The following is a 25,686-nucleotide window of genomic DNA, read 5'->3' on the forward strand; positions in this document are numbered from 1 at the left end:
CGGCCGGACTGCCGAGCCGGACTGCCGAGCCGGACCGCTCAGCCGGACTGGAGCACCGCGAGCGCGGGCGCGCCCGTCGGCAGCATGTGCTTGGCCGCCATGACCGGGGCGCCCGCCACGCGTACCACCTGGGTGATCAGCACGGCCGGGGTGTCCGCCGGACGATCCAGCAGCTCGCCCCTGCGGCGGCCGAGCAGGGTGGCGCTGATGTGGCTGTGCGCGGTGAGCGCGACGGAGCGCGAGGCGTCGATCAGCACGGTCAGCATCGAGGCGGCGGGCTCGGCCGCGAGAGCCTGCGCGAACGCGGGGTGCGAGCGTTCGAGGACGTCCTCGGGCGCCGCCCACTCATGGCTGAGAGCGACCGCCAGATCCGCCCCGACCAGGACGGACTCCCAGAACCGAGGCTCGGACCCGGCGGGTGCGAGCAGGTGCTGGGCGGTGAAGTCGGTGGGCTCCTCGCGGCTGCGCACCAGGGCCCGCACCCGGACCGGGCCGAGCAGGGCGTCGAGCGGCTGGAGCTGTTCGAAGCCGCGCCGGGGCGGGCTGTCGTTCACGGTCCGGCCCACCCCGCGCCGTACCGAGAGCAGCCCGTCCTCCTGGAGCAGCAGCAGCGCCTCGCGCAGCGCGGGACGGCTCACGCCGAGCTCGCCCGCGAGTCTGGGTTCCGAGGGCAGGGTCGAGCCCGGGGGATAGGTGCCGTCGTTGATCGCGTCCGCGATCCGCTCGTACAGCGCCACGACCGGCCTGCGCCGCTGCCCGCCCACTGCCATGAGTCCGCCCCTCGGTGTTCCGGAAAGGCCAGCATGCCCTCGCCCCACTTGTCTGACAAGGCGGGGCCGTGTCCGTCCGAGAGTCAGGTCTGCCCCCGTGCGGCGGCCCGCCGAAGATCAGTAGCCTGTTCCGATGCGAACCGAGGCCGACTACCTTGCCGAAGGCCCCCGCGTGGGCATACGGAACTTCACTCTGGAGGACGGCGAGGAGTTCACCGCCCTCGCCGCCGCGAGCCGCGCCCTGCACGGCCCCTGGCTCTTCCCGCCCACGGACCCGGAGGCGTACGCGGCCTATGCCGACCGCCTGCGCACCGATCCGGCCCGGCACGGCTTCCTGGTCTGTGAACGCGGCGACGGCCGCATCGCCGGCTTCATCAACATCAACAACGTGGTGGAGGGCGCCTTCCTGTCCGGGGCCCTCGGCTACGGCGCCTTCGCCCCCGCGGCCGGCCGCGGCCTGATGAGCGAAGGCCTGGGCCTCGTCGTGCGCCACGCCTTCACCACGCTCGGCCTGCACCGACTGGAAGCGAACATCCAGCCCGCCAACGAGGCCTCGCTCAACCTGGTGCGCCGCGCGGGCTTCCGCCTGGAGGGCTACTCACCGGACTTCCTCTTCCTCGACGGGGCATGGCGGGACCACGAGCGGTGGGCCATCACGAAGGAGATGACGGAGCGCGGCGCGGTGCGGAGAGCGGGCGCACCGGCGTGAGAACCCCCGCCGCGGCGAGGTGGGGCGAGGACGCGCACCGGCGTAAGAACCACTCCCGCCGCGGTGAGGTGTGGCGAGGACGCGCACCGGCGTGAGAACCCCCGCCCCGCATGCCGGTGAAGGGCACCGACCGGCTGCGGAGGGAGGCCGCTAGCGTCGGCCGCCCTTGTAGTTGATCTTCATCGTGTCGAGGTCCGTCACCGTCGAGCGCAGATCGCGGAACCCGTGCCCCAGGGCCGCCAGCGCGGACTGCGCCCTGTCCTCGGCGATCGCGGCGGCCATCTCGTCACCGTCGGCAGCGTCCGAGACGACGGTGAACCGCCACGAGAAGTGCTTCAGCGCGCGGTCGTAGCTGAGCGAGCCGTCCTCGGTGAACGTCATCGCCGTCAGGCCGTGGTTGTCGACCTCGGCGAGCAGCCGCGCACGGGACTCCTCGCTCAGCCCGTCCCACACACCGCGCACGATGACCCGGTAGGTGTGCTGCTCGCTCATGTTCCGCCGTCCTTCGATACCGGCACGTCTCGTACGGCCGTCGCGGGGCGATCGTCCCCCATGGGCCGGAACGTGTCGATCGAAATACGCCGGGCCCGCGCCCCGGCCCCGCACCCTCGGCCGCGTCGCGGATGCCTTTGCGCAATCCTGACCCGAGGGGCCCCTGGCCGTTGTCGGTGCCGCGGTGTTCCATGGTCATCGGGGGTCGGCCGAAAGAGCCGTCGGCATCCCGTACGAGGGAGTGAGGTTGCCTTGGCCACGACCGTGCGACGTGCCGTACTGACCCTGCCCGGCGCCCCGTTGGGCGAGGCGAACCCGCTGCCCGCGCTGCGCCCGCGCGACGAGCTGCACCGACTCGACGACCGGGCGCGCGAGGGACTGCCCCGGGACATGGCCCGCCAGATCGGGTACGAGCCGCTGGAGACGCTGCTGCCCGTGCGGGTGCTCGACGGGTACGGACGCGAGCGGTCCCAGGTCGAGCTGGACACCATCGTGATCGAGAACGACCGGCTGCGCGCCACCGTCCTGCCCGGGCTCGGCGGCCGCGTGCACTCCCTGTTCCACAAGCCGTCCGGACGTGAACTCCTCTACACCAACCCGGTGTTCCAGCCGGCGGACTTCGCGCTCAACGGCGCGTGGTTCTCCGGCGGCATCGAGTGGAACATCGGCGCCACCGGCCACACCACCCTGTCCTGCGCGCCCCTCCACGCGGCCCTCGTCCCGGCGCCCGACGGCGGCGAGATGGTCCGCCTGTGGGAGTGGGAGCGGCTGCGCGACCTCCCCTTCCAGGTCGACCTGTGGCTCCCCGGCGACTCCGACTTCCTGTACGTGGGCGTCCGCGTCCGCAACCCGCACGAGCGGACCGCGCCCGTCTACTGGTGGTCCAACATCGCGGTGGAGGAAGGCGAGCGCACCCGTGTCCTGGCCCCGGCCGACGAAGCCTGGCACTTCGGGTACGAGCGCACTTTGCGCCGCGTGCCCGTGCCCACCTGGGACGGTATCGACCGCACCTACCCGCTGCGCGGCGAGTACCCGGCCGACTACTTCTACGAGGTCCCCGACGGCGCGCGCCGCTGGATCGCCTCGCTCGACGAGGGCGGCCACGGCCTCGTCCAGACCTCCACCGACACGCTGCGCGGCCGCAAACTGTTCCTGTGGGGCTCGGGGCGCGGCGGCCGGCGCTGGCAGGAGTGGCTGACCGAGCCGGGCACCGCCGGTTACGCCGAGATCCAAGCGGGCCTGGCCCGCACCCAGTTGGAGCATGTGCCCCTGGATCCGGGGGCCGAGTTCACCTGGCTGGAGGCGTACGGGCCGCTGAGCACCGACCCCGCGCTTGTGCACGGCGCCGACTGGGCGGCGGCCCGCGCCGAGGCCGACAGCGAACTGGAGCGCGCCCTGCCCCGCACCGTGGTGGAACAGGCGTACGCCGCCTGGCGTCCGTTCGCCGACGCCGAACCGGGCGAACGCCTGGCCACCGGATCCGGCTGGGGCGCCCTCGAAGTCCTGCGTACGGGGGCGAAGCTGCCCGGCACCCCCTTCCCGGAACTGACGCTCAGTCAAGAGCAGCAGCCGTGGCTGGAGTTGCTGCACACGGGCGTGTTCCCGGAGCCGCGCAAGGTGGCCCCGCCAGGACCGACCCTGGTCGCCCCGCACTGGCGGGACATGCTGGAGACCGCGCCCGCCCACCCCCTCACCGAATACCACCTGGGCGTCGCCCAGTGGCACGCGGGCGACCGGGCCCAGGCCGTGCGCAGTTGGGAGCGCGGCCTGCCGCTGGCCCCGTCCCGCTGGCCGCTGCTGCGCTGCCTGGCCGTCGCCGACCAGCTCACCGGCAACCCGGGCCGCGCCGCCGAGCGCTACGCCGAGGCGTACGACGACTTCTGCCTGGAGCGCCGGGAGGGCGAACCGTGGACGGCGGCCGACGCGGCGCTGGGCCGCGAGGCCATCGAGGCGCTGCTCGCCGTGGACCGCCCGGCGGACGCCCGCACGATATGGGACCGGCTGCGCCCCGCCGTGCGCGAGCGCGGCCGCTTCCGCCTCGTCGAGGCCCAGCTCCTGCTCGCGGAGGGCGACCCGGCGGCCGCCCGCGCCCTCTTCGACGCGGGCTTCGAGGTCGCCGACCTGCGCGAGGGCGCCGAAACCCTGAACGAGGTATGGTCCCGCCTCACCGACGCCCCCCTCCCGAACCGCTACCAGTACCGCATGCGCCCCGAGCGCTAGCGCCGCCAAGGGGGAATCCGAGGCGGCGGCCGAACTGGCACGCGGCCCGGCGCCAGTGCCGCTTAGAGGCGGTGGCCGAGGTGACGCGCGGGCCGGCGCGGGTACCGCTTAGGGGCGCTGGCCGAGGTGACGCGCGGGCCGGCGCGGGTGCCGCTTAGAGGCGGTGGTCGAGGTGACGCGCGGGTCGGCGCCAGTGCCGCCCAGGGGCGCGGGGAACTGCGCGAGAAGCGGGCACGGTCCGCAGGATCCAGCCGTGGGGGGCACCCGAGTTCAACGCTCTGCCCCCCAACAGCCGCTCACTACGCCGGCTTGCGGTCGACGTACTCGAAGACCGAACCGTCGGGGTGGACCGCGATCAGATTGCGGCCCGCAGGGGTAGCGACGGGCCCCGCGATGACCTGGGCGCCCGCTCCGACGAGCGTGGCGTGGGCGTCGTCGACGTCCGTGACGGCCACCGTCGCCGCCACCTTGCGCAGCACTGCCAGCTCCTCCTCGGGACCGCTCATCAGCAGAAAGGCGCCGACGGCGGCGACGGACACGCCGCCCCGTTCGAAGCGGAGCGCCCGACCGCCGGTGACGCGCTCGTAGAAGACGATCGCGCGGTCCAGGTCGTCGACGCAGATGCGCAGCGTGGTGCCCAGAATCTCCATGCCCCGAAGCCTAGTTGGACGAGATCGCCGTCGGCAGGGGATCCGGCGCCCCCGTGCGAGGGCTCCGGACGACGACCCCGCCCCACCCCCTCCGGCGGTCAGATGCGGCAGAGGATCTCGCCGTGCGGCACCATGAACCAGGCGTCGTCCCAGGCGGCCCACCGCCGCCAGGCATCGGCGATCGTCGCCAGTTCGGCCGCCGTGGCGTGCCCGCCCTCGACGGCCAGGTCAGCGTACGAGGAGGCCACCGTACGGTCCGCCCACAGGCCGCCCCACCACGCGCGCTCCTCCTCGGTGGCGAAGCACCAGGTGCTCGCGGAGGCGGTGATGTCGGTGCAACCGGCTGCCAGCGCCCAGGACTTGAGCCGCCGTCCCGCGTCCGGTTCGCCGCCATTGGCGCGCGCCACCCGGTGATACAGCTCCAACCACCCCTCCAGTTCCGGCGATTCGGGGAACCAGGTGAAGGCGCCGTAGTCGCTGTCGCGCACCGCGACGATGCCGCCCGGCTTCGTGACCCGGCGCATCTCGCGCAGCGCCCGCACCGGGTCGCCCACATGCTGGAGCACCTGATGGGCGTGGACGACGTGGAACGTGTCGTCGGGGAAGTCCAGCGCGTGCACGTCCGCCACCGCGAACGCCATGTTGGTCAGGCCGCGTTCGGCGCCGAGGGCGCGGGCCCGCTCGACGATCGCCGGGGCGCGGTCGACCGCCGTCACCCCGCCCTCCGGCACCAGCGCGGCGAGATCGGCGGAGATGGTGCCGGGCCCGCAGCCGATGTCGAGGATCCGCATATGGGGCTTCAGTTCAGCCAGGAGATACGCCGCCGAGTTGGCGGCGGTGCGCCAGGTGTGCGAGCGCAACACCGATGCGTGGTGGCCGTGGGTGTAGACGGCGGTCTCGCCCGGCGTGGCCGGGGGTGTCTCCTGCGCCATGAGCGGACTCCCTCTCCGAGAACTCGACGGCGAACGGCACACCGCGCCCGCACCCTGCGACCGAACGGTGAACTGCCCTGCTGATACGCCCACTTTAGAAGAGGAAGCCAAATAATGAGATACGGGTCTTACGATACGGACAGAGTGCGCGGCGTCGGGCGCGGGCGGCGACGCGTGCGGCCGTCGCGGCCCGGCGGGACTGTCACCGGCCCCGTCGGGTACTCGGCCGCCATGGAAACGAACCTGCCGAACCTGCCGGAGCAGCTCTCCCAGGTCGTCCGGGACGCCATCCGGGACGAGCTGCGCGAACAGACCAGAAAGCAGCGTCATGCCGCGCGGATGTACGCGGGCGCCGGCGCGGCCGCCCTCTACGGAGGCGCCGCGCTCACCGCGTTCCTGCTCCTCGTCCTCGGTGCGGCCCTGCCCTACTGGGCGGCCGCGCTGATCGTCGCCGTGCTGCTGCTCGGGGCGGCCGCGTTCCTGAGCCGGGGCGCCCGCGGCAGCCGTGGCGCGCCGCCCGACCGGATGGGTTCGCCCCTGGAGCCCGGTGTCCCGCCCGGCGCTCCGGTCGTGCCGCCGGTGGTCCCGCCGGGCGCCCCCGAACCGCCGCGCGGCCCCCTGGGCTCCCCGCACGACACGAACCGCTGACCAGGAACCGCGCCCTCGACGCGCGCCTCACGCGGTCCGGCCCCGCAGTCGCGGAGACGACCGTGACGCCGGACGCCCGCAACGCTCCGCATCGTGTGAGGAACGTCCCCAGGGGTTTGATCTGCTCCGTTGCGGCTACTCGAACGGTCTAACCCGGGAGGTGACATGGCCGACAAAGACGAGAACCCACCGAAGACGCCGTCGAGGACGGCGGCCAAGAGCGCCGCGAAATCCCGTGACGACGACGACCTCCCGAGCGCGATGGAGGTCGTACGCGGCGCCGGAGCCCAGCTCGCCGAGCTCGTCGGTATGGCCGCCGAATCCGTCTCGTCCTTCGAACGCACCGAGGACGGCTGGCAGCTCAGGATCGAGGTCCTCGAACTGTCGCGTGTCCCGGACACGATGAGCCTGCTCGCCTCGTACGAGGTCGAACTCGACCCGTACGGCGAACTCACCGGCTATCGAAGGCTGCGCCGCTACGAACGCGGCCGGGCCGACAAGGGCAACTGACGGCGCCGGCGAGCAGAGCCGGCCGGCAGGGTCTGCACGCGGATCCGGCAATAGAACCGGCACAAGCCACAAGCCACAAGTCGTAAGAAACAAGAGAAACAAGAGAAACAAGAGAAACAAGACAGAAGCGGCACCAAGCCAGGCAAGACAAGGCAGCAAGACGACAGACAGGAGGACCGGACGCCATGACGGTTGTCCCGGCACAACAAGGCGGCGGTAGTGGTGGCACCAGTGGCCTCTACGACGTCCTGGAGCTCGTCCTCGACCGAGGGCTCGTGATCGACGCGTTCGTGCGTGTCTCCCTCGTCGGCATCGAGATCCTCAAGATCGACATACGAGTCGTGGTCGCCAGCGTCGACACCTATCTGCGCTTCGCCGAGGCGTGCAACCGCCTCGACCTGGAGGCGGGTCCGCACCGCAACCCCGGTCTGCCCGACCTGGTCGGCGACATGACCGAGTCCGGCGCTCGCGGCAAGACCAAGGGAGCGCTCTCGGGCGCCGCGCAGACCATCTCGGACGCCTTCAAGGAAGCCAAGGGCGAGGGTGAGCAGCAGGAGTCCAGGCCGAGGGCCCGGCGTACCACGTCGCGCCGCAAGGAGGAGCAGGAATGACCACGTACGTCTACGGCATCGCTCGCCGCGGCCACGGACGGCTGCCGGAGCAGATGGGCGGCATCGGGGACCCGCCGTGCCCGGTCCGCACCGTTGAACACGGCGAGCTGGTGGCGCTGGTCAGTGACGCGCCCGAGGAGCTCCGGCCCAAGCGACGTGACCTGCTCGCCCACCAGAACGTGCTCGCCGAGGCGGGCGCCGGCGGCGCCGTGCTGCCGATGCGGTTCGGCGGTGTCTCGCCCGACGACGAGGCCGTTCGCGCCGTGCTGGCCGAGCACGAGGAGCGCTATCTGGAGCGGCTCGAAGCGCTCGACGGGAAGGTCGAGTACAACGTGAAGGCCACTCACGACGAGGAGGCCGTGCTACACCAAGTCCTCGCGGACAACGCCGAGTTGCGGGCGATGAGCGAGGCCAACCGGAAGGCCGGCGGCGGCTCGTACGACGACAAGCTGCGGCTCGGCGAGCGCATCGCCGCCGCCGTGCAGCAGCGCGAGAAGACCGACGCGGCCCTGGTGGAGAGCGTCCTGGACGGCGCGGCCGAGGAGCGCAGCCCGGGGCCCCAGTCCACGGGCTGGCTCGCCAACATCTCCTACCTCGTGCCGCGCGACAGCACGGCGGACTTCATCGCCGCCGTCGACGCACTGCGCGAGCGCGCCCCGCACCTCGTCGTCCAGGTCCATGGACCCCTGCCGCCCTACAGCTTCACGGGCTGAGGTCATGGGCCTCCTGAAGGAACTGCTGCTGCTTCCCGCGGCGCCCGTCCGCGGCACCTTCTGGGTGCTCGGGCAGGTCGCCGCGGAAGCGGAGCGGCAGTACTACGACCCAGCCACCGTGCGCCGCGAACTCGCGCAGCTCGAAGAGAAACTGACGAACGGTGAGATCGACGAGGCCGAGTTCGACCGCCGCGAGGACGAGCTCCTCGACCGGCTTGAACATCCCACCCGAGCCGCCGCCGATCCCCGGAGGAACTGATGGCCACCCCGGCACGATTTCCCGACGCCTACCCGTCCGACAGCGGCGGCGCCAACCTCGCCGACATTCTCGAGCGCGTTCTCGACAAGGGAATCGTCATCGCCGGGGACATCCGCATCAACCTCCTCGACATAGAGCTCCTCACGATCAAACTGCGGCTCATCGTCGCCTCGATCGACAAGGCGAAGGAGATGGGCATCGACTGGTGGGAGGACGACCCCGCCCTCTCCACCGGCGCCCGCCGCCGCGAACTGGCCCGTGAGAACGAGGAGTTGAAGGCGCGCCTGGCCGCCATGGAGGCTTCGCGGTCCGTCGACGACGGGCCGCGGGCCCAGGCGGAAGAGGTCGAGAGCGGGGAGCGGGCCCCGGGCGGTGACCGATGAGCCACGACCGACTGCTCTACGTGTACGCGGTGACGCGCCCCTTCGCCGCCGAGCTCCCCGCCGGGACGCGCGGCCTCGACGGGGCGCCCCCCGCTCTGATCGAGCACGACAGCCTGTGCGCCGCCGTCAGCCCGGTCCCCGCCGCCGACTTCGACGTGGCCCCCCTGCGGGCCCATCTGGAGGACATGGACTGGCTCGCCGCGACCGCCCGCACCCACCAGTCGGTGATCGCCGCGCTCGCCGAGGTGACGTGCCCGGTGCCGCTCCGGCTCGCCACGGTGTGCCGCGACGAGGACGGCGTCCGCAGACTCCTCGACTCCGGGCGCGCCCGCTTCGAGCCGACCATCGAACGCCTCGACGGGCGCATCGAGTGGGGCGTCAAGGTGTACGCCGACGCTCCCGCCCCCGCCCCCGAACGGACGGTCTCCGCACCGGAGTTGAAGGCGACCACCGGACGCGACTACCTGCGGCGCCGGCTCGGCCAGCGCCAGTCCCGGGACGAGACCTGGCGGCGCGCCGGCACCCTCTCCCGCGCCCTGCACGCCGACCTGTGCGAGCGCGCCGAGGCCGGACGGCTGCACCAGCCGCAGAGCGGGCGGCTCTCGGGCGCGTCCGGCGAGAACGTGCTCAACGCCGCCTATCTGGTGCCCCGCGAGCGCAGCGACGAGTTCGTCGCCGCCGTACGGGAGCGCACCCCGCAGGTCGACGGCGTACGCGTGGAACTCACCGGGCCCTGGGCGCCGTACTCCTTCGCCGGCGGCCCCGAAGACGGGCCGGACCAGGAGGAGTCGTGAACGAGGAAGGCGAGGCGCTCGCCCAGCGCGAGGTCGCCCTGGTCGACCTGCTCGACCGGCTGCTCGCCGGCGGCGTGGTCATCACGGGCGACCTCACGCTGCGGATCGCGGACGTGGACCTCGTACGCATCGACCTGAACGCTCTGGTGAGCTCGGTCAGCGCCGAAGTCCCGTCTCCCTTCCAGGAGTTCGAGTACGAGGAGTCGACGTGACGGAAGACCTGCTGGACGAGGCGCGGGCGCATGCGCGGAAGGAGGCGGGGGAGGGCAGCGGGTCCGGGCGCCGGGTGGAACTCGACGCGGACACTGTGGAGCGCGATCTGGCGCGGCTCGTCCTGACCGTCGTCGAGCTGCTGCGCCAGCTCATGGAACGCCAGGCGCTGCGCCGCGTGGAGACCGGCGAACTCACCGAGGACCAGGAGGAGCGCATCGGGCTCACGCTCATGCTTCTGGAAAGCAGGATGGAGGAGCTGCGGTCGAAGTTCGGCCTGCGCCCCGAGGACCTCAACATCGACCTCGGCCCGCTCGGCCCACTGCTCCCGCGCGACGGCGCCTGACGCCGCGACCGTTCCACGAGGGCACCCACGGTGCTGCGTCCCGGTTCCCGCAGGAGGAGCCCGACGGCACGACGAAAGGCCCCCTCACTTCCCCGGTCCACAGCCGGGAAGCGAGGGGGCCGCTCGCGTCACGCGCCAACCGGTGGGCGGTAGACCGTCAGCGTCTCGGAGCCCTCTCCTAGGGCCAACTCGCCCTGCTTCACGCTCGCTTCACCATCGCGCGCCGGTGAAGAACCCGAGGCGGGACCCGCCACCGACCCGGCGTCCGCACCGCCTGGGCCCGGCCCGCACCGGCCCGGATCCACCCGCGCCGCCTCGCCCGCCGCCAGCGCCCGGCAGGTGTCCTGGACCTCCTCGATGCCGAGGCCGGAAGCGAAGCGGTTCACGGTGCCCCCGGGAAAGACCGCGAGCGGCACCCCGGCGCGGGCCGCGACCGTCGCGGCCACACCGACCGTGCCGTCGCCGCCGCACACCCCGAGCGCCCGGCACCGCCCCGCCGCCTTCTCCAGGGCCGTCGACAACTCGTCCGGCTCGCACTCGACGACCTCGGCCAGCGGCAGCGCGTCGCGCACCAGCGCGGCGGTCGCGAGCGCGGTCGCGGACGCCCGGTTGGCGACGACCACCAGGTCCTGGCCCTCCGGCAGGGCCGGAGCATCGGCGTGTGGGCGCCCCGACGGCACATGTGGGGCGCGTCCGGGCAGGAGCCCGCGCACCGCGAAGGCGGCGCCCACGCCGAGCGCCGCGCCCGCCAGCACATCTCCCGGATAGTGCACCCCCGTGTAGACGCGGGACGCGGCCACCGAGATGCCCAGCGGAGCCACCGCCGCACCCCAGGCCCGCGACTCCAGGGCGACGCCCGTCACGAACGCCGCCGCCGAGGCCGCGTGGCCGGAGGGGAAGGAGGTGGTGATGGGGTAGCGCTTCAACTGGCGTACCAGCGGCACCGCGTCGAGCAGCGGGCGCGCCCGGCGCACCGAGCGCTTGGCCACGGTGTTCACGGTCAGCGAGGCCAGCGCGAGCGAGGTGACCCCGCGCAACGCCGCGCGCCGGGCGCGGGGGGAGCGGGTCGCGTTCATCGCTGCGGCCGTCGCGAACCACAGGACACCGTGGTTGGCGGACCGGCTCAGCCGGGGCAGAACCGCCTCGGCGGCCGGCCAGTGCCGACTCGCCGCGAAGTCGAAAAGCGCCCGGTCGTGGGCGCCGAGTCGCTTGTGCCAAGAGGTGTGCGTCATACCACGCGGATACCCGGGCGCCCCCCACCCAACCGGCCCCCACCAGGCGTTCGGTGGGGCCGGGCGGTATCCGTGCCCGGGCCGGGCACCGGGTCCGCGCGCACGGAAAACACCCTTCTCGCGACCACCGATGACCCACCACGTTTGGTCCGCCGGACGCCGGGCAGGCGAATTGCGTGCTTCGGACCAGGAGGCACGTCCGTGGGAGCGGCTGTCCGCTCCGGGCGTGCCCCACAGCCCGGCCGAAGGCTCCCCGGTGACACCCGACCGCCGCACCGTTCCAGGGAGCCGGATCGCAATGCGTACCCACACCACCACGGCGAAGAACAGGCACCCGCACGACGACGCGCCCAGGACCGCGGCCGACTTCGAACGAGTGGCGCGGCTGCCCGAGGGGCCCGAACGGGACGCCCTGCGCCAGGACTTGGTCCGCGCCTGGCTGCCCATGGCCGAGCGCCTCGCCGGGCGCTTCCGCAACCGGGGCGAGGCACTCGAAGACCTCCGCCAGGTCGCCGCCCTCGGCCTCGTCAAGGCCGTCGACCGCTACGACCCGGCCCGCGGCGCCGCCTTCGAGAGCTACGCCGTGCCCACCATCACCGGCGAGATCAAACGCCACTTCCGCGACCACATGTGGACCCTCCATGTGCCGCGCCGCGTACAGGACTTGAGGGGCCGGGTGCGGACCGCGACGCAGGAGCTCACCGCGAGCGCCGACGTCCAGCGGCCCAGCGTGGCGGAGCTCGCCGCGCACACCGGCCTGACCGAGGACGAGGTCAGGGCCGGCCTCGAAGCGATCGACAGCTTCAGCACGCTCTCCCTCGACGCCGAACTCCCCGGCAGCGACGACGGATACAGCCTGAGCGACTCCCTGGGCCGTGCCGACCCGGCCCTCGACATCGTCGTCGACCGGGAGTCCGTCAAACCGGGCCTGCGCTGTCTTCCCGAGCGCGAACGCAAGATCCTCTACATGCGGTTCTTCCGGGACATGACGCAGAGCCGGATAGCCGAGGACCTCGGCATCTCGCAGATGCACGTGTCCCGGCTGATCACCCGCTGCTGCGGCCGGCTGAGGGACCAGGCGCTTCGGGACCAGGCCCTTCGGAGCCCGCACGACGAGCACACCCGGGCGGCCCGTCCGCCGGCGCGAGCGCCCCGGACGTCCCGGACGGCAGCGGGTGCGGGTGCTGGCGCGGGTGCGAGGGAGGCGGGGGAGCGTTCGGCGACGTCGCGACCAAAGGCGCGGGTGCCGGGGAAGGTGGCGGTGAGGGCCGCCATGAACGCTCGGGCGCGGGTGGCGCCGGGCGCCGGGAGCGTACCCGGTACGACGACCGGAGGGGCGGAGCCCACGGCGAGGACCGTGCGGGCGCAGGTCCCCCCGACGGCCGACCGGACGCGGAGCGGGACCGCCGCCGAGCGAGCGAGGGCTAAGGCGAAGCTGCGGGCGGCGGCACCGCGGGCGGGCAGGGTGGCGACGCGGCCGCGCAGGACGTCCCGGGCGGCTCAACCGGACCGCTCGACACGGGAGTTGGCGGCACGGGAGGTGACGGAACATCGGCAGCCGGGCGCCGCATAGCCAGCGCGATATGACGGGACATCATGTCCATCGCCTGGCCCTCCGCCATCGAGAAGGGGCGCGCCGAACCGGTGCGGAACAGGGTGAGCACCCCCGTCACCGGACCGGGCGCCCCCAGCGGCACACACATCAGGGACGACACCTCCGCGCGGGCGAGCACCGCAGTCCCCGAGGCGTCCCGGCCGAACCCGTCGACGTCCTCGGGCTGGACCTGAAGCGCCCCGATCCCGGCCCGCGCCGCCTCGACGACCAGCGGGCAGCCCAGAGGATCCTGGTGGGCCACCGCACGCAGCAGCGCGTCGGCCGCCGGATCCGAAGGGCCCAGGACCACGGTGCGGCGCGGCTCGCCGTCGACGAGGTCGGCCACGATCCAGTCGGCGAAGCGTCCGCACAGGACACGGGCGGCCCCATCGATCACCGACTCACTTTCCCCCGGCGGTAGTTGGAGCAAGGTGGACGCCATGAGGTCGACGACGTCCATCAGGCGGGCGTGCCGGGTCGACTCGGCGAGGTCGGGGACCTCCGGCGGCGCGGGGGCGGGCGCCGAGCCCCGGGCGCTGCCCGCCTGGAATACCACGAGCACCGCGGACTGCGGCTCGTCCGGCGGGCGCAGCGCGGTCAGCGTGGCAAGGAGGGGCTCCCCGGGACGCTGCTGGAGGCGCACGGTGATCCCGCGATCGCCCTCGCCCCGGGCCACCGCGGCGGCCTGCGAGCGGAACGCCGCGCGGTCGCCGGGGGTGAGCAGCGCCGCGAGCGGACGGCCGGTAGCGTAGCCGGCCCGGACCCCGGTCAGACCCGTCGCGGCGGAGTTCAGCCGGCGGACGACGGTTTCGCGGTCGACCAGCGCGACCGGCAGCGGCAACCGCTGGAACAGGGACTTCAGCAGCTGCCGTTCCTGCCGCTCGACGGGCGAGGGAGCCCCCGCCGCGGCAGCCAGCCGCTCGTAACGGGGCCACAACTGCTCGGCCACGTGCTGGAGTTCGAACAAGGCCGCGTCCAGTACCACCGACTGTTCGCCGACCGGGCGAGCACGCGCGGTGCGCAGCTCGCCCACGCGTCTGACGAAGTCCGCCAGTTCCTCGCCGAAGTCGTCTTCCGTCTGCGTCATGGGAGAAAGCTAGCCCCTGGCACCGGCCCCCGGGGGCCGGTCGTTTCGGCTGCCCGGAGCCGGGGCGGGTCGGCACCTTGGGCCCCGCCGTTTCGGCTGCTCGGGGCCAGGACGGGGCGGCCTGCCGGGACCGGAACGAGGCGGCGCGGGGGAGTGCCTCGCCCCGGCTGCCCGGGCCGGGACGCGCCGGCACCGGGCGCCCGCCGTTTCCGCGACCCCGGGCCGGGACGCGCTGGCACCGGGCGCCCGTCGTTTCCGCGACCCCGGGCCGGGACGCGCCGGCACCGGGCGCCCGTCGTTTCCGCGACCCCGGGCCGGGACGCGCCGGCACCGGGCGCCCGTCGTTTCCGCGACCCCGGGCCGGGAAGACGCAGCAGAAGGAGGCTGTTGTGATGCTGCCGGAGCCCGAACGCCAAGAACCCGAGACGACCTCCCCCGCTCGGCGCCTCTCCCTGCTCGCCGAACAGGCCGTGCGCTGCGCGCCCGCCTGCTGCGGGGCCGTCGCCACGATCACCGACAGCGGGCCCGAACGCCGAGTCGCCGCCACCCACCCCGACCTGGCCCCGCTCGCCTCCCTCCAGCTCGCCTGCGGCGAAGGCCCCATCCCGAGCGCGCTGGAGGCGGGCGAACCCGTGGACAGCGAGGACCTGTTGACCGAGGACCGCTGGCCCGGCTACCGCGCCCTCGCCCTCGAATCCGGCGTACGGTCCTGCGTCACCCTGCCCCTGTGCCGGAACGGAATCGAGGTCACGGTCAGCCTCTACGCCTACCGGCCCGGCTCGCTCGAACACCTCGTACACGGACCCGTGGGCATCCTGGCCCGCGAGACCACCGCGGGCCTGGTCCGCGACCGCCGCTATCGCGCGGCACTCGCCGAGGTCGAACACCTGGAGACGGCCCTGCGCTCACGGCCGGTCATCGACCAGGCCAGCGGCATCGTGATGCACGTCCTGGCCTGCGAGGCGGAGGCGGCCTTCGCCATCCTGCGCACCGTCTCCCAGCGCACCAACCGCAAACTCGTCGACGTCGCCGAAGCCGTCGTACGCGCCAAGGGCCGCGGCCTGGAATCCGAACTCTCCGCCCTGGCGAACCCGGGCGGCTGACCCCTCCCGCCCCCCGGCGCCCGCACAAGCGGCAGGGTCGGCCAAACCTCCGTATAAAGGGCTTCAGAGGCATGGCTCGTGCCGGACGGGGCCGAGGAGGAACGCGATGCAGGGGACGGTCGCCGAAGGGCGCGGACCGGTGCGCTACGGGCCGCCCGCGCCCGGCCCCGCTCTGCCCGTGCTCCCCGAACTCGCCGCCGCACTCGCGGGCGCCGCCCGGCGGACCGGGCCCGAGCCGCTCGGCGGCGGCCCCGAACTGTGCGAGGCGGCCCGCGGGTACTGGCAGCGACGCGGACTGGCCACCACCCCCGAACGCGTCGTGGCCGCCCCGGGCGCACAGCCGCTCCTGATCGCCCTGCTCGGCGCGTACGGCGGCGACGTCCTGATGCCGAGGCCCTGCCCGGCATGGTGGGGCCCGCAGGCCCGGCTGCTCGGCACGCCCGCCTATCACGTGCCGACCCCGGCCGAGTGCGGCGGCGTACCCGACCCCTACGCCCTGCTCGAAACCGTCCGCCGCGTCCGCGCCGAGGGCGGGAGACCCCGGATCCTGTTGCTGTGCGTGGCCGACGACCCCACCGCGACGATGGCCCCGCCCGAGACGGTACGGGAGGCCTGCGAGGCGGCCGTCGCCGAGGGGCTGCACATCATCAGCGATGAGACCTGGCGCGACACCGTGCACCGACCGCACGAGACGGTACCGATCAGCCCGGCCGAGATGTGTCCCGAGGACGTCACCGTCCTCGCCGACCTGGGCGGTGCGTTCACCCCGCCCGGCTGGTCCGCCGCCGTCGCCCGTTTCCCCGACACGGCGGCCGACGCCGCGCGCCGGGACCGCACCCTGGACATCCTCGCCGCGCTCGGCGCGGTCGTCCCCGCCCCCCTGGCCGCGGCCGCCGCGCTCGCCCTCACCGAACCGGCCCCCGTCGTCGAGCGGGCCCGCCGGTCGGCGGCCCTGCACGGCCGGGTCGCGGCCGCGGCCCACCACGCCGTGCTCGATGCGGGCGCCATGGCCAAGGTCCCGCAGGCCGGGCGCCACCTGTACGCGGACCTCGGCCCGTTCCGCACCCGCCTCGCCACGCACGGCGTCACCGACTCCATGGACCTGGAGGACTACCTCACGTCCCGCCTGGCCACCCCCACCCCCGGCGGCCACCGCTTCGGCGACGAACTCGGCGCCCTGCGCGTCCGCCTCGCCACCGGCCCCCTCCTCGGGGCCACCGAGGAGCAGCGCCTGGACTCCCTCGAAGCGGCCGACCCCCTCCAACTGCCGCATGTACGCGCCGCGTTGGACCGGTTCACCGCTGTCCTCGCCGAACTGCGCTGACCCGTGACCGACCAGGGCAGCCCGCCCGCCCAGCCACCGACCCGAGCGACGCCACGGAACGGAGTTGCCCCGATGACGGACCAGACGGACCAGACGGACTGGACGGACCGGACGGACCCGATGGGTCGGACGGATCCGGTGGATTCGATGGACTCGACGGATGCGACGGATGCGACGGACTCGACGGATTCGATGGATGCGATCCAACGGGCCGACCGGACGGGCCGGGGCGAAGAGCCCACACAGCCCGTGCGACCCACCCACCCCATGCAGCCTGAACGCGCTCCCCTCGTCCCGGAACCGGAACCGGAACCGGAACCGGGACCGGAATCGGGACCAGGACCGGAATCGGAATCGGGTACAAGACCAGGACCAGGACCAGGACCGGAACCAGAACCGGAGCCCGAGCCCGGGGCGCAGCCGCGCCCGCTCGGGGAGTTGCGGCGCTGGCCCCGGTCCTTCGCCGACCGGCTCACCGCCCCGCTCCCCGGCGTCCGCGCCATGGCCCGGCTCGCCCGCGAAGGGGCGATCCGGCCGAGTCCCGAGGGGCTGCGCGCCATCCCCGACCTTCCCTTCGCGCCGGGGCCGCTGCCCGCGGCCACCCTCGACACCCCGGCCGTGACCTGGGCCGGGCATGCGAGCTGGATCATCCGGATCGGCGGGCTCACCGTCCTGACCGACCCCGTCTGGTCACGGCGCATCCTCGGCATCCCGCCCCGGATCACCCCGGTGGGCGTGCGCTGGGAGGACCTGCCGCCCGTGGACGCCGTGGTCATCAGCCACAACCACTACGACCACCTCGACGCCCCCACCCTCAAACGGCTTCCGCGCGACACCGCTGTCTTCGTCCCGGCCGGCCTCGGCCGCTGGTTCCGTCGCCGCCGCTTCCACCGCGTGACCGAACTCGACTGGTGGGAGGCGGCCGAATACCAGGGCGTCCGCTTCGACTTCGTCCCGGCCCACCACTGGTCCAAACGCGGGCTCACCGACACCTGCCGCTCGCTGTGGGGCGGCTGGATTCTGCGCGACCAACGCCGGCGCACGCTCTACTTCGCCGGAGACACCGGGTACGGCCACTGGTTCAAGGAGATCGGCCGCCGGTACGCGGGCATCGACCTGGCGCTGCTCCCCATCGGGGCGTACGCGCCGCGCTGGTGGCTCCGGGATGTGCACGCCGACCCGGAGGAAGCCGTCCAGGCCTTCTCGGACCTGGGCGCCCGCCGGATGGCGCCGATGCACTGGGCGGCGTTCGTGCTGTCCGCCGAACCGGTCCTGGAACCGCTCACCCGCGTCCGGGCCGCCTGGGAACGGGCCGGCCACCCCAGGGAGAACCTGTGGGACCTGCCGGTGGGCGCCTCGCGGGTCCTCACGGAGGCGTGAGTCGAGAGAGCGCTCTCAGCCCCCACGCCTCGCGGGTCCTCACGGAGCCGTGAGCCGAGAGAGCGCTCTCAGCACGGAGGCGTGAGCCGAGAGAGCGCTCTCAGCCCCCTTCAGGCGCCACCCGCCCCCGCCCCCGCCGCACCCTGCGCCACCCCGCCGGCGCTCCACTGATCAGGAGGGTCAGGGCGACCGCCACCGCCACGCCCTTCCACGGCTCGTCGAAGAGCGAACCGCCGAGTATGCCGATCAGGCCGTACGCGCCGGCCCAGGCGAGGCAGGCCGGGACGTCGCCGCGCACGAAGGCGCGCAGCGGCATCTCGCCGAGCAGACAGGCCAGCATCACCGGGATCCGCCCCGCGGGCACCAGACGGGACAGGACCAGGACGACCACGCCGTGGTCGTCGAGTTTGCGCCGGGCCTGCTCCAGATGCTCCGGCGCGGCCCGGCCCCGCAGGGCGGCGAGCCACCGCGAACCGTTCTTGGAACGCACCCCGCGCCGCCCGAGCCAGTACAGCGCGACATCGCCGAGGAACGCTCCCACCGAGCCCACCGCGAACACCAGCAGCAGCGAGAACCAGGCGGTCTGATGGAAGGCGACCACCGCGGCCGTCGACACCAGCGCCCCCGTGGGCACCACCGGCACCAGTGAACCGAGGGCGATCAGCGCGAAGAGCATCGGATAGCCGGCGGCCTGCTGGGTCGCTCCGGGCGTCACCGCGAAGGCCAGCTCGACAAACCGGGCCGCGCTCAACGGGTCGCCTCCAGACGCACGCTCTCGCCGTGTCCGAGCCGGTGCACCGCCGCCTTCGGGGCGAGCCGGGCGGCGTGCCGCACGAACTCCTCCCCCGGGGCGTGGAATTCATGCGGCCGCACCCCGTCCATGCCGATCGGCCAGTACGTGCCGTAGTGCACCGGAATCGCTGAGAGCGCTCCCAAGGCGGCCAGCGCCTCGGCAGCGCGGCCCGCGTCGAGGTGATCCGGGCCCAGGCGCGGGCCCCAGCCCCCGACCGGGAGCAGTGCCACGTCCACGGGCCCGACCGCACCCGCCATGTCCTCGAACAGGCCGGTGTCGCCGGCGAAGTAGGTCCGCGCCGTGCCCTCGACGACATAGCCGAGCGCGGGGGAGCGATGCGGCCCCAGCGGCAGCCGCCGCCCGTCGTGCCGGGCCGGCACGACCCGTACCGCGACATCCCCGACCCGGACGGTGTCACCGGCCCGCACCTGCGTGACATTCAGCCCGATCTTCGCGAGCCCCGGCACCGACCGCACCGCCCCGGCCGGGACGACGAGACGGGTGCCCGGCGCGAGGCGTGCGAGCGAGGGCACATGGAGATGGTCGGCGTGCAGATGCGAGACGAGCACCGCGTCGGCCACCGCGGCCTCGGGCGGCGGCGCCGCGCCCCGGCGGCGCCGCAGATGCGCGAGACGGCGCGCGAACAGCGGATCCGTGAGCAGCCGCACCCCGCGATCTTCGATCGTGCAGGTGGCATGACCCCACCAGGTGACCTCCACCGGCACGAGAATCCTCCCCTTGACTCGACCACGATTGACGACGGTTGATGACGAGCCTAGATCGCACACGATCAAAGCACCGGTGCCGGTGCCCCGGTCGCCGCACCAGGACGGATGGCAGATCTGCCATTACCCCGGCCGCCCCTGTCCGTCCTGAGTAGGGTCGGCCCGGGCTTCTCGTACAGGGGGACGGTATGGACGACGTGCGTGTGGCGGCGATCGCCAGCCTGACCCCGCTGGAGGAACTCGGCCTCGACCCCTTCCTGGTGGACACCCGCGGCCAGCACGAGGTGTGCGAGAGGTGGGCGGCCGGACGCGGGTACGTGGTCACCAGACAGCTGCTGTTCTACGGTCTGCGTCCTGACCACGTCGGCCTGTGGGTGGATGTGGACGCGGGCCTCGTCGACGTGTTCGTCGCGCCCAACGACCGTGTCCTGGCACGGGCGTTGACATCGGTGACGGAGTTCTCGGCCGAGTGCGAGCGCCGGGGCGTACGCCTGGAGACGGCAGGCCTCGACGAGCCCGCCTACGACGCCACGAAGAAGGCCCACATCCACCGCCGCCTGTCGATGCCCACCGCCGGATACGACGGCTGCTGACCTCCGCGAGCCCCGGCCGTGACGTGCCCCCGAACCCCGATGGCCCCTGTGGCAGGGTGGTGAGGGCACAGGCGAGGCGAGAGGCGGGCGGCGTGGGGCGATGGCGTACGACGGGCAGCGCCCTGCTCCGGGTGGCCGTGGTGTGGGTCGTCTCGACGCTCACCATGATGCTGCTCGCCGGCCTGCTGCCCGACTTCCGGCTGACCTCCGCCGACGGCGCCACCTTCACCCGCGTCGCCCTGACCGCGGCCTGGGGCGCCGGCGCGTTCGGCCTGCTCGGTGCGCTGGTGTGGCCGCTCGTGGTGCGGGCGTTCCTGCTGGTGCCCGCGCTGGTCCTCGGCCTCCTGGTGTTCTTCCTCAACGGCTCGCTGCTCCTGGTCGCGCTCCGCCTGATCCCGGCCGGCCAGGGCGCGGCCGACCCCGAGACCGCCGTCATCGTCGCGGCCGTCATGTCGGCGGTGGCGTCCGCGACCTCCACCGCGCTGGCCGTGCGCGACGACGACGCCTACCGGCGCCGCCTGTCCCGGCTCGCCGACCGCCGCAGACGCCGTCGCGGCCTCGCCGCCGGCCCGCTCCCGCCGGGCCTGGTCTTCATCCAGCTCGACGGGGTCGGCGAACAGGTGCTGCGGAACGCCGTCGCCGCCGGCCTGATGCCCACCGTCGCCACCTGGCTGATGGGCACCCACCGCCTCACCCCGTGGCGCACCGACTGGTCGAGCCAGACCGGCGCCAGCCAGCTCGGCATCCTGCACGGCACCACCTTCGACGTACCCGCGTTCCGCTGGTACGAGAAGGACAGCGGCGAGGTCATGGTCTCCAACCGGCCCGCCTCGGCCGTGGAACTCCAGCGCCGCGCCGTCGAGCGCACCGGCGACGGCGGACTGCTCACGCTCGACGGAGCCAGCCGCGGCAACCTGTTCTCCGGCGGCGCCGAACAGGTGGCCCTCGTCCTGACCGCGGCCGCCCGGCGCGGTCGCCGCAACCGCTCCCGCGACGGATACTTCGCATACTTCCTGGACCCCGCCAACGCGGTGCGCACCGCGGGCTCGTTCGTCGCCGAGGTGGGCCGCGAGCTCGCCCAGTCCACCCGCGCCCGGCTGCGCAAGGAACAGCCGCGCGTCCCACGCGGGGGTCTGTACCCCTTCATCCGGGCCTTCGCGACGGTCGTGGAGCGCGATGTGGTCGTCGCCGCCGTCATGGGCGATCTGCTCGCCGGCCGCAGCGCGGTCTACGCCGACCTCGTCGCCTACGACGAGGTCGCCCACCACTCCGGGCCGCGCGGCCGCGACACCGATCAGGTCCTCAAACGTCTGGACCGCTCCCTCGCCCTGATCGCCGGCGCCGTCCGCCACGCGCCCCGCCCGTACCGGATCGTGCTCCTGTCCGACCACGGCCAGAGCCCCGGGGAGACCTTTGAGAGCGCGTTCGGACTGACCCTGAAAGACCTCGTGCGGGCCGGCTGCGGGCTGCCCGTGCCGCGCCGAGCCCGGCGCACCCGCAGTGGCGCGGAGGCCAGGTACGCGGTGCGGGTCGCCCTGCGCCGTCCGGTCGAGGAGGGCGAGGAGCGCCGGCCGCGCCCGGCGTCCGACCCGGTGGTGCTCGCCTCCGGCAACCTCGGCCTCATCTCCTTCCCCGACACCGAAGGCCGCCTGACGCGCGAGGACATCGATCGCCGCCACCCGGCACTGCTCACGACCCTGGCGAACCACCCCGGCATCGGCTTCCTCCTGGTGCGCAGCGAGGAGCACGGCGCGGTGGTGCTCGGGCCGCGCGGCGCAGAGGTTCCGCTGGCCCAACTAGCCGACGACGAGGGCCCGTTGAAGGGCTTCGGGCCAGGAGCGGCCGACGCGGTGCGCCGTACCGACACCTTCCCGCACACCGCCGACATCATGGTCAACTCGCGGTACGACCCGGCGACGGGCGAGGTCCACGCCTTCGAGGAGCAGATCGGCTCGCACGGCGGACTCGGCGGTGAGCAGTCCCGCCCCTTCCTGATCTCGCCGCTCGACCTCAGCGCACCCGTGCCGGACGGCGGGGGCTCGTCGGCGCCGAACAGGTCCACCAGGTCCTGCGGCGCTGGCTGCGCGAGGGGCAGGGGCCGCAGGTCCCGGTGGGTGCGGAGGTTCTGGCCGGCCCGGAGAATTCGCCGTCGCCGTATCAAGCGGAAGGACCATTTCCGGTTGCCGGTGGGGCCGCACAGGACAAAACCGGTTGATTTGGCGGGGTGCCACCCGTACCCGACCATGGTCAGGTTTGTCCCGTACGAGAGGCCTGCCACCCCGTCATGACCACGCAAGAAACCCCGAGCAAGCACGCCCGGCAGTTCGGCCTGCCGATCGCCACCGCGCTGGTCATGGGCAACATCATCGGCGGCGGAATCTTCCTGCTGCCCGCCTCCGTCGCCCCGTTCGGCACGATCAGCCTGGTCGCGTTCGCCGTCCTCACCGCCGGCGCGATCGCCCTCGCCCTCGTCTTCGGCCGGCTCGCCCAACGGCACCCCCAGACCGGTGGCCCCTACGTCTACGCCCGCGAGGCCTTCGGCGACTTCGCGGGATTCCTCGCCGCCTGGTCCTACTGGATCACCACCTGGGTCTCCAACGCCGCCCTCGCGGTCGCCGCCGTCGGCTACCTCGACGTCCTCATACCCGTACACGAGTCCAAGGCCGCGACGATCACCGCCGCCCTGCTCCTCCAATGGCTCCCCGCCCTCGCCAACCTCGCGGGCACCCGGTACGTGGGCGCGGTCCAACTCCTGTCCACCGTCTTGAAGTTCGCCCCGCTGCTCCTGGTCGCCGTCGGCGGGCTCTTCTTCTTCGACCCCGCCAACCTCGGCCCCTTCCAGGCGGGCGGACAGTCCGGGCTCGGCGCGATATCCGCGTCCGCCGCGATCCTGCTCTTCAGCTACCTCGGCGTCGAGTCCGCCGCCGTCAGCGCGGGCGAGGTGCGCGATCCGCGCCGCAACGTCGGCCGCGCCACCATCCTGGGCACCCTGGGAGCCGCCCTGATCTACCTCCTGGGAACGCTCTCCGTCTTCGGTACGGTCCCGCACGACAAGCTGGTGTCCTCCGCCGCCCCCTTCACCGACGCCGTGAACTCCATGTTCGGCGGCTCCTGGGGCGGCACCGCGGTCGCCGTCGCCGCCCTCGTCTCCATGGTCGGCGCCCTCAACGGCTGGACCCTGCTCAGCGCCCAGACCCCGTACGCCGCCGCCAAGGACGGGCTGTTCCCGCAGATGTTCGGCACGAAGCGGCGCGGGGTTCCGACGGCCGGCGTCCTGGTGACCGCCGTCCTCGCCTCGCTCCTCACGGTCTACAACTACACGGCGGGATCCAAGGGCGTCTTCGAGACCCTGGTCCTGGTGACCACCTTCACCGCCACCGTCCCCTACCTCCTGTCGACCGCCGCCCAGATCTACTTCCTCGCCTCCGGCCAGTCGCGGCGCGTGCACCGCTCCCGTCTGGTGCGCGACGCGGTCCTCGCGGTCCTCGCCTTCGGCTTCTCCATGTGGCTGGTGGCCGGCTCCGGTTACGAGGCCGTCTACCAGGGCGTCCTGTTCCTCTTCGCGGGCGTCCTCGTGTACGCGTGGATGGCCGCCCGCAAGCAGGCCGGGCAGACGCGGCCCGCGAACTGACACCTCGTCCGCCCCGACCCGGGGCCCGCGAGCGGAACGTGGGCGCGCGGCCCTTCCGGGCCAGGGCCCGTCGACGTGTTGTTCACCACCCCGTCGTGCCCCGCGCGGGCCCCGACGGCGACGGGTCCGGGCATAACGGGCGTAGCGGCAGCGGCGGTTGCGTGCGAGTGGATCATGTGTGGTGGGATGAGGTGATGCGAACCCCCACCCGCATGCAGCCCCGCTACCGCAATCCCTATGACGAACTGGCCGCACTGGCCGACCCCGAGCCGGACCCCCACCCGGACGACGCACCCTGGACCGACCCCGATGCCGGCCCCAGCACCCGGGCCCTGCCGGAAGCGATACCCGGACAGACAGCGGCGGACATCCCGACCGCCGGCGCCCCGGGGCCCGAGCTGCCTCGCCCCGGCCACCGGCGCGCGGAACCGGGCGACGACTTCTTCGCCTCCCCGCCCCGGCGCCGCCGCGCCCCGAACGGCCGACGCACCCGGCGCGGCCGCCGACGCCGCGGCAGCCTGCTCGCGGCGGTGCCCCGCGCCGCCAAACTGCTGATCGCCCTCGGCGTATGCGCCGGGTTCCTGGTCCTCGGTGACCGTTGCGCGGTGATGTACGCGGAGAAGAAGGCACAGCGTGCGCTCCAGTCCCAGCTGGGTCTGGAGGCCGCGCCCCAGGTCGACATCCACGGCTTCCCCTTCCTCACCCAGGTCCTGGACAAGCGCCTGGAACACGTGGACGTCACCGTGCCGCATGTGCCCGCCGATCGCATCTCCCTCGCGAAGGTACGGGCCGGCGCGCACGACATCGAGCTGACGGGCGATCTGCCCAGCGACATCAGCGGCGCGGTGATCGGCAGCCTGAACGGCGAGATCACGCTCTCATTCGACGACATGAACCGCGAACTGGCCGCCTCGCAGGTCAAGTTCAGCCGCAGGGCCGGCAACTCGGTCGCCGCCGACGGCAAGCTGACCATCGCCGGACAGGAACTCCGCGTCAGCGCGGCCGCCCGGCTACGCCTCGACGGCGACCAGGGACTGTCCACGGACATCGACGGCATGAGCCTGGACATGCCCGGCATCGCCACCTACCGGCCCGGCCGCGACCGGGGCCTCACCCTGCACCGCGAGAGCGCCGAACTCATCGCCCGCGACACCGCCCGGGTGAAGGCGCTGCTCGCGGTGCCCGCCGTGGTCAAGCGCCTCGGAGTGCCGGACAAGGACGTCCAGTTGGCCCTGCGCGACGAGGACAAGCTCCACCAATTGGTCGGCACGCCCCGTTTCGCCGAGCAGCTCACCCACGTCAACCTCGTCGACGTGGTGGCCGACCACCCCTGGCTCCTGACGAAGATCGGCATCGACCCGAAGCTGATCACCGGCCTCCTCGCCATGCGCCCCCCGGAGCTGTCCGACCGCCTCTCCTTCTCGTTCACCCTGCCCAAGGAGGCACACGACCTGCGTCTGCGGGATGTACGCGTCGAGAAGAACGGCATCGTGGCCACGGTCTCCGGCGCGGGTCTCAAGGTCGGCAAGGGCAGCTAGCCCGCCCGGCACACGGTGGGCCGAGCTACGGGACGTGCGGGGCCCGGGTCTCGCCACGGCCCGCGGGGGCGGCCATGGGCGCCACCCCGTGCCCCCCATGCCTCCGCCCGCCCCCGGGGCCGGCGCCGTCTGGGGGTGCGAACCCCGGCGAATGCACCGATGCTGGGAGGGCCAGCATCCGCAAGGAGGCAGATATGTCGATGCTCGACAAGCTCAAGGGCCTGCTGAAGGGCCACCCAGACCAGGCGCGGCAGGGCGTGGAGAAGGCCGGCGACGCCTTCGACGCGAAGACCGGGAACAAGTACCAGAGCCAGGTCGACACGGCCCAGCGGAAGATGAACGAGCAGTTGGGCCCCGACGGCTCGCAGAACACCCCTCCGCAGAGCTAGCCGGGCCCCCGGCGGGGCCCCGACCACGACGCCGCCTCCCGCCGGCCCCC

General features: G+C 73.4%; 25 protein-coding genes and 3 pseudogenes. 20 read left to right on the plus strand and 8 right to left on the minus strand.

Annotation, left to right across the window (positions count from 1 at the left end):
* Positions 1 to 38: 38 nt before the first annotated feature.
* Positions 39 to 770 carry a GntR family transcriptional regulator gene (locus N4G70_RS14335; RefSeq protein WP_261713005.1) on the minus strand — a complete coding sequence of 244 codons (732 nt, stop codon included), beginning with the start codon at positions 768 to 770 and terminating at the stop codon, positions 39 to 41.
* Positions 771 to 903: 133 nt separating this feature from the next.
* Here N4G70_RS14335 and N4G70_RS14340 point away from each other — a divergent pair, with 133 nt between their 5' ends.
* Positions 904 to 1,479, plus strand: a complete 576-nt coding sequence (locus N4G70_RS14340) for a GNAT family N-acetyltransferase (RefSeq protein WP_261713006.1) — start codon at positions 904 to 906, stop codon at positions 1,477 to 1,479.
* A 150-nt stretch (positions 1,480 to 1,629) separates the two neighbouring features.
* Here N4G70_RS14340 and N4G70_RS14345 read toward each other — a convergent pair whose 3' ends face one another.
* Positions 1,630 to 1,971, minus strand: coding sequence for a DUF6204 family protein (locus tag N4G70_RS14345; protein WP_261713007.1), 342 nt, complete (start codon positions 1,969 to 1,971; stop codon positions 1,630 to 1,632).
* Positions 1,972 to 2,223: 252 nt separating this feature from the next.
* Here N4G70_RS14345 and N4G70_RS14350 point away from each other — a divergent pair, with 252 nt between their 5' ends.
* Entirely contained in the window at positions 2,224 to 4,191 is a 1,968-nt protein-coding gene (locus N4G70_RS14350) for a DUF5107 domain-containing protein (RefSeq protein ID WP_261713008.1), read from the plus strand.
* Positions 4,192 to 4,490: 299 nt separating this feature from the next.
* Here the strand turns inward: N4G70_RS14350 and N4G70_RS14355 are convergent, their stop codons facing one another.
* Entirely contained in the window at positions 4,491 to 4,841 is a 351-nt protein-coding gene (locus tag N4G70_RS14355; RefSeq protein WP_261713009.1) for a VOC family protein, read from the minus strand.
* A 98-nt stretch (positions 4,842 to 4,939) separates the two neighbouring features.
* Positions 4,940 to 5,773, minus strand: coding sequence for a class I SAM-dependent methyltransferase (locus N4G70_RS14360; RefSeq protein ID WP_261713010.1), 834 nt, complete (start codon positions 5,771 to 5,773; stop codon positions 4,940 to 4,942).
* 231 nt (positions 5,774 to 6,004) lie between these two features.
* Here N4G70_RS14360 and N4G70_RS14365 point away from each other — a divergent pair, with 231 nt between their 5' ends.
* From N4G70_RS14365 to N4G70_RS14405, 9 genes are all read left to right on the plus strand, one after another.
* The gene (locus N4G70_RS14365; RefSeq protein WP_261713011.1) at positions 6,005 to 6,421 is read left to right on the plus strand and encodes a phage holin family protein; all 417 of its coding nucleotides are present in this window, start codon (positions 6,005 to 6,007) and stop codon (positions 6,419 to 6,421) included.
* A 165-nt stretch (positions 6,422 to 6,586) separates the two neighbouring features.
* On the plus strand, positions 6,587 to 6,931 hold the full coding sequence (locus N4G70_RS14370; protein WP_261713012.1) for a gas vesicle protein: 345 nt from the start codon (positions 6,587 to 6,589) through the stop codon (positions 6,929 to 6,931).
* A gap of 185 nt (positions 6,932 to 7,116) precedes the next feature.
* Positions 7,117 to 7,542, plus strand: coding sequence for a gas vesicle structural protein GvpA (locus tag N4G70_RS14375; protein ID WP_261713013.1), 426 nt, complete (start codon positions 7,117 to 7,119; stop codon positions 7,540 to 7,542).
* Entirely contained in the window at positions 7,539 to 8,255 is a 717-nt protein-coding gene (locus N4G70_RS14380; RefSeq protein ID WP_261713014.1) for a GvpL/GvpF family gas vesicle protein, read from the plus strand. Before N4G70_RS14375 ends, N4G70_RS14380 begins: the two co-directional genes overlap by 4 nt.
* Positions 8,256 to 8,259: 4 nt before the next feature.
* Complete coding sequence (locus N4G70_RS14385) at positions 8,260 to 8,514, plus strand: gas vesicle protein GvpG (protein WP_261713015.1); 255 nt, start codon at positions 8,260 to 8,262, stop codon at positions 8,512 to 8,514.
* Positions 8,514 to 8,897: a gas vesicle protein gene (locus tag N4G70_RS14390; RefSeq protein ID WP_261713016.1), complete on the plus strand. Its 384-nt coding sequence runs from the start codon at positions 8,514 to 8,516 to the stop codon at positions 8,895 to 8,897. The genes N4G70_RS14385 and N4G70_RS14390 overlap by 1 nt, the downstream gene beginning before the upstream one ends.
* Positions 8,894 to 9,691 carry a GvpL/GvpF family gas vesicle protein gene (locus N4G70_RS14395; protein WP_261713017.1) on the plus strand — a complete coding sequence of 266 codons (798 nt, stop codon included), beginning with the start codon at positions 8,894 to 8,896 and terminating at the stop codon, positions 9,689 to 9,691. The genes N4G70_RS14390 and N4G70_RS14395 overlap by 4 nt, the downstream gene beginning before the upstream one ends.
* Positions 9,688 to 9,903 carry a gas vesicle protein gene (locus tag N4G70_RS14400; RefSeq protein WP_261713018.1) on the plus strand — a complete coding sequence of 72 codons (216 nt, stop codon included), beginning with the start codon at positions 9,688 to 9,690 and terminating at the stop codon, positions 9,901 to 9,903. Before N4G70_RS14395 ends, N4G70_RS14400 begins: the two co-directional genes overlap by 4 nt.
* A 74-nt stretch (positions 9,904 to 9,977) precedes the next feature.
* Complete coding sequence (locus N4G70_RS14405) at positions 9,978 to 10,247, plus strand: gas vesicle protein K (protein WP_120727507.1); 270 nt, start codon at positions 9,978 to 9,980, stop codon at positions 10,245 to 10,247.
* 263 nt (positions 10,248 to 10,510) lie between these two features.
* Here N4G70_RS14405 and N4G70_RS14410 read toward each other — a convergent pair.
* Positions 10,511 to 11,479 (minus strand): annotated as a pseudogene (locus N4G70_RS14410) (bifunctional phosphatase PAP2/diacylglycerol kinase family protein); the annotation flags it as partial.
* 298 nt (positions 11,480 to 11,777) lie between these two features.
* Here N4G70_RS14410 and N4G70_RS14415 point away from each other — a divergent pair.
* Positions 11,778 to 12,575 (plus strand): annotated as a pseudogene (locus tag N4G70_RS14415) (RNA polymerase sigma factor SigF); the annotation flags it as partial.
* A gap of 328 nt (positions 12,576 to 12,903) precedes the next feature.
* On the opposite strand, the gene N4G70_RS14420 reads toward N4G70_RS14415, so the two are convergent.
* Entirely contained in the window at positions 12,904 to 14,160 is a 1,257-nt protein-coding gene (locus tag N4G70_RS14420) for a PAS domain-containing protein (protein WP_261713019.1), read from the minus strand.
* Positions 14,161 to 14,552: 392 nt separating this feature from the next.
* Here N4G70_RS14420 and N4G70_RS14425 point away from each other — a divergent pair, with 392 nt between their 5' ends.
* The 3 genes from N4G70_RS14425 (at position 14,553) to N4G70_RS14435 (ending at position 17,967) form a co-directional block, all read left to right on the plus strand.
* Positions 14,553 to 15,263, plus strand: a complete 711-nt coding sequence (locus tag N4G70_RS14425) for an ANTAR domain-containing response regulator (RefSeq protein WP_261713020.1) — start codon at positions 14,553 to 14,555, stop codon at positions 15,261 to 15,263.
* Between the two features lie 106 nt (positions 15,264 to 15,369).
* Positions 15,370 to 16,587, plus strand: coding sequence for an aminotransferase class I/II-fold pyridoxal phosphate-dependent enzyme (locus N4G70_RS14430; protein ID WP_261713021.1), 1,218 nt, complete (start codon positions 15,370 to 15,372; stop codon positions 16,585 to 16,587).
* Between the two features lie 72 nt (positions 16,588 to 16,659).
* The gene (locus N4G70_RS14435) at positions 16,660 to 17,967 is read left to right on the plus strand and encodes an MBL fold metallo-hydrolase (RefSeq protein WP_399035424.1); all 1,308 of its coding nucleotides are present in this window, start codon (positions 16,660 to 16,662) and stop codon (positions 17,965 to 17,967) included.
* Positions 17,968 to 18,067: 100 nt separating this feature from the next.
* Here the strand turns inward: N4G70_RS14435 and N4G70_RS14440 are convergent, their stop codons facing one another.
* Positions 18,068 to 18,643: a DedA family protein gene (locus N4G70_RS14440; protein ID WP_261713292.1), complete on the minus strand. Its 576-nt coding sequence runs from the start codon at positions 18,641 to 18,643 to the stop codon at positions 18,068 to 18,070.
* A 71-nt stretch (positions 18,644 to 18,714) separates the two neighbouring features.
* Complete coding sequence (locus N4G70_RS14445) at positions 18,715 to 19,485, minus strand: MBL fold metallo-hydrolase (RefSeq protein WP_261713023.1); 771 nt, start codon at positions 19,483 to 19,485, stop codon at positions 18,715 to 18,717.
* Positions 19,486 to 19,673: 188 nt separating this feature from the next.
* Between N4G70_RS14445 and N4G70_RS14450 the strand changes: the two genes are divergently transcribed.
* From N4G70_RS14450 to N4G70_RS14470, 5 genes and pseudogenes are all read left to right on the plus strand, one after another.
* Entirely contained in the window at positions 19,674 to 20,078 is a 405-nt protein-coding gene (locus N4G70_RS14450) for a hypothetical protein (protein WP_261713024.1), read from the plus strand.
* A gap of 140 nt (positions 20,079 to 20,218) precedes the next feature.
* Positions 20,219 to 22,293: pseudogene (locus N4G70_RS14455) on the plus strand (phage holin family protein).
* Positions 22,294 to 22,362: 69 nt separating this feature from the next.
* On the plus strand, positions 22,363 to 23,709 hold the full coding sequence (locus N4G70_RS14460; protein ID WP_261713025.1) for an amino acid permease: 1,347 nt from the start codon (positions 22,363 to 22,365) through the stop codon (positions 23,707 to 23,709).
* Positions 23,710 to 23,903: 194 nt separating this feature from the next.
* Positions 23,904 to 25,247, plus strand: coding sequence for a DUF2993 domain-containing protein (locus N4G70_RS14465; RefSeq protein WP_261713026.1), 1,344 nt, complete (start codon positions 23,904 to 23,906; stop codon positions 25,245 to 25,247).
* A gap of 194 nt (positions 25,248 to 25,441) precedes the next feature.
* Positions 25,442 to 25,636 carry an antitoxin gene (locus N4G70_RS14470; RefSeq protein ID WP_261713027.1) on the plus strand — a complete coding sequence of 65 codons (195 nt, stop codon included), beginning with the start codon at positions 25,442 to 25,444 and terminating at the stop codon, positions 25,634 to 25,636.
* The last annotated feature ends 50 nt before the right edge of the window (positions 25,637 to 25,686 follow it).

This window comes from Streptomyces sp. ASQP_92, from assembly GCF_025399895.1.
GTDB lineage: Bacteria > Actinomycetota > Actinomycetes > Streptomycetales > Streptomycetaceae > Streptomyces.

Excerpts from the sequence above, each read along its gene's own strand:
- N4G70_RS14335 (WP_261713005.1), bottom strand. The coding sequence starts at position 770 with ATGGCAGTGGGCGGGCAGCGGCGCAGGCCGGTCGTGGCGCTGTACGAG.
- N4G70_RS14340 (WP_261713006.1), top strand. The coding sequence starts at position 904 with ATGCGAACCGAGGCCGACTACCTTGCCGAAGGCCCCCGCGTGGGCATA.
- N4G70_RS14345 (WP_261713007.1), bottom strand. The coding sequence starts at position 1,971 with ATGAGCGAGCAGCACACCTACCGGGTCATCGTGCGCGGTGTGTGGGAC.
- N4G70_RS14355 (WP_261713009.1), bottom strand. The coding sequence starts at position 4,841 with ATGGAGATTCTGGGCACCACGCTGCGCATCTGCGTCGACGACCTGGAC.
- N4G70_RS14360 (WP_261713010.1), bottom strand. The coding sequence starts at position 5,773 with ATGGCGCAGGAGACACCCCCGGCCACGCCGGGCGAGACCGCCGTCTAC.
- N4G70_RS14365 (WP_261713011.1), top strand. The coding sequence starts at position 6,005 with ATGGAAACGAACCTGCCGAACCTGCCGGAGCAGCTCTCCCAGGTCGTC.
- N4G70_RS14370 (WP_261713012.1), top strand. The coding sequence starts at position 6,587 with ATGGCCGACAAAGACGAGAACCCACCGAAGACGCCGTCGAGGACGGCG.
- N4G70_RS14375 (WP_261713013.1), top strand. The coding sequence starts at position 7,117 with ATGACGGTTGTCCCGGCACAACAAGGCGGCGGTAGTGGTGGCACCAGT.
- N4G70_RS14380 (WP_261713014.1), top strand. The coding sequence starts at position 7,539 with ATGACCACGTACGTCTACGGCATCGCTCGCCGCGGCCACGGACGGCTG.
- N4G70_RS14385 (WP_261713015.1), top strand. The coding sequence starts at position 8,260 with ATGGGCCTCCTGAAGGAACTGCTGCTGCTTCCCGCGGCGCCCGTCCGC.
- N4G70_RS14390 (WP_261713016.1), top strand. The coding sequence starts at position 8,514 with ATGGCCACCCCGGCACGATTTCCCGACGCCTACCCGTCCGACAGCGGC.
- N4G70_RS14395 (WP_261713017.1), top strand. The coding sequence starts at position 8,894 with ATGAGCCACGACCGACTGCTCTACGTGTACGCGGTGACGCGCCCCTTC.
- N4G70_RS14420 (WP_261713019.1), bottom strand. The coding sequence starts at position 14,160 with ATGACGCAGACGGAAGACGACTTCGGCGAGGAACTGGCGGACTTCGTC.
- N4G70_RS14425 (WP_261713020.1), top strand. The coding sequence starts at position 14,553 with ATGCTGCCGGAGCCCGAACGCCAAGAACCCGAGACGACCTCCCCCGCT.
- N4G70_RS14430 (WP_261713021.1), top strand. The coding sequence starts at position 15,370 with ATGCAGGGGACGGTCGCCGAAGGGCGCGGACCGGTGCGCTACGGGCCG.
- N4G70_RS14435 (WP_399035424.1), top strand. The coding sequence starts at position 16,660 with ATGACGGACCAGACGGACCAGACGGACTGGACGGACCGGACGGACCCG.
- N4G70_RS14440 (WP_261713292.1), bottom strand. The coding sequence starts at position 18,643 with ATGCTCTTCGCGCTGATCGCCCTCGGTTCACTGGTGCCGGTGGTGCCC.
- N4G70_RS14450 (WP_261713024.1), top strand. The coding sequence starts at position 19,674 with ATGGACGACGTGCGTGTGGCGGCGATCGCCAGCCTGACCCCGCTGGAG.
- N4G70_RS14460 (WP_261713025.1), top strand. The coding sequence starts at position 22,363 with ATGACCACGCAAGAAACCCCGAGCAAGCACGCCCGGCAGTTCGGCCTG.
- N4G70_RS14465 (WP_261713026.1), top strand. The coding sequence starts at position 23,904 with ATGCGAACCCCCACCCGCATGCAGCCCCGCTACCGCAATCCCTATGAC.
- N4G70_RS14470 (WP_261713027.1), top strand. The coding sequence starts at position 25,442 with ATGTCGATGCTCGACAAGCTCAAGGGCCTGCTGAAGGGCCACCCAGAC.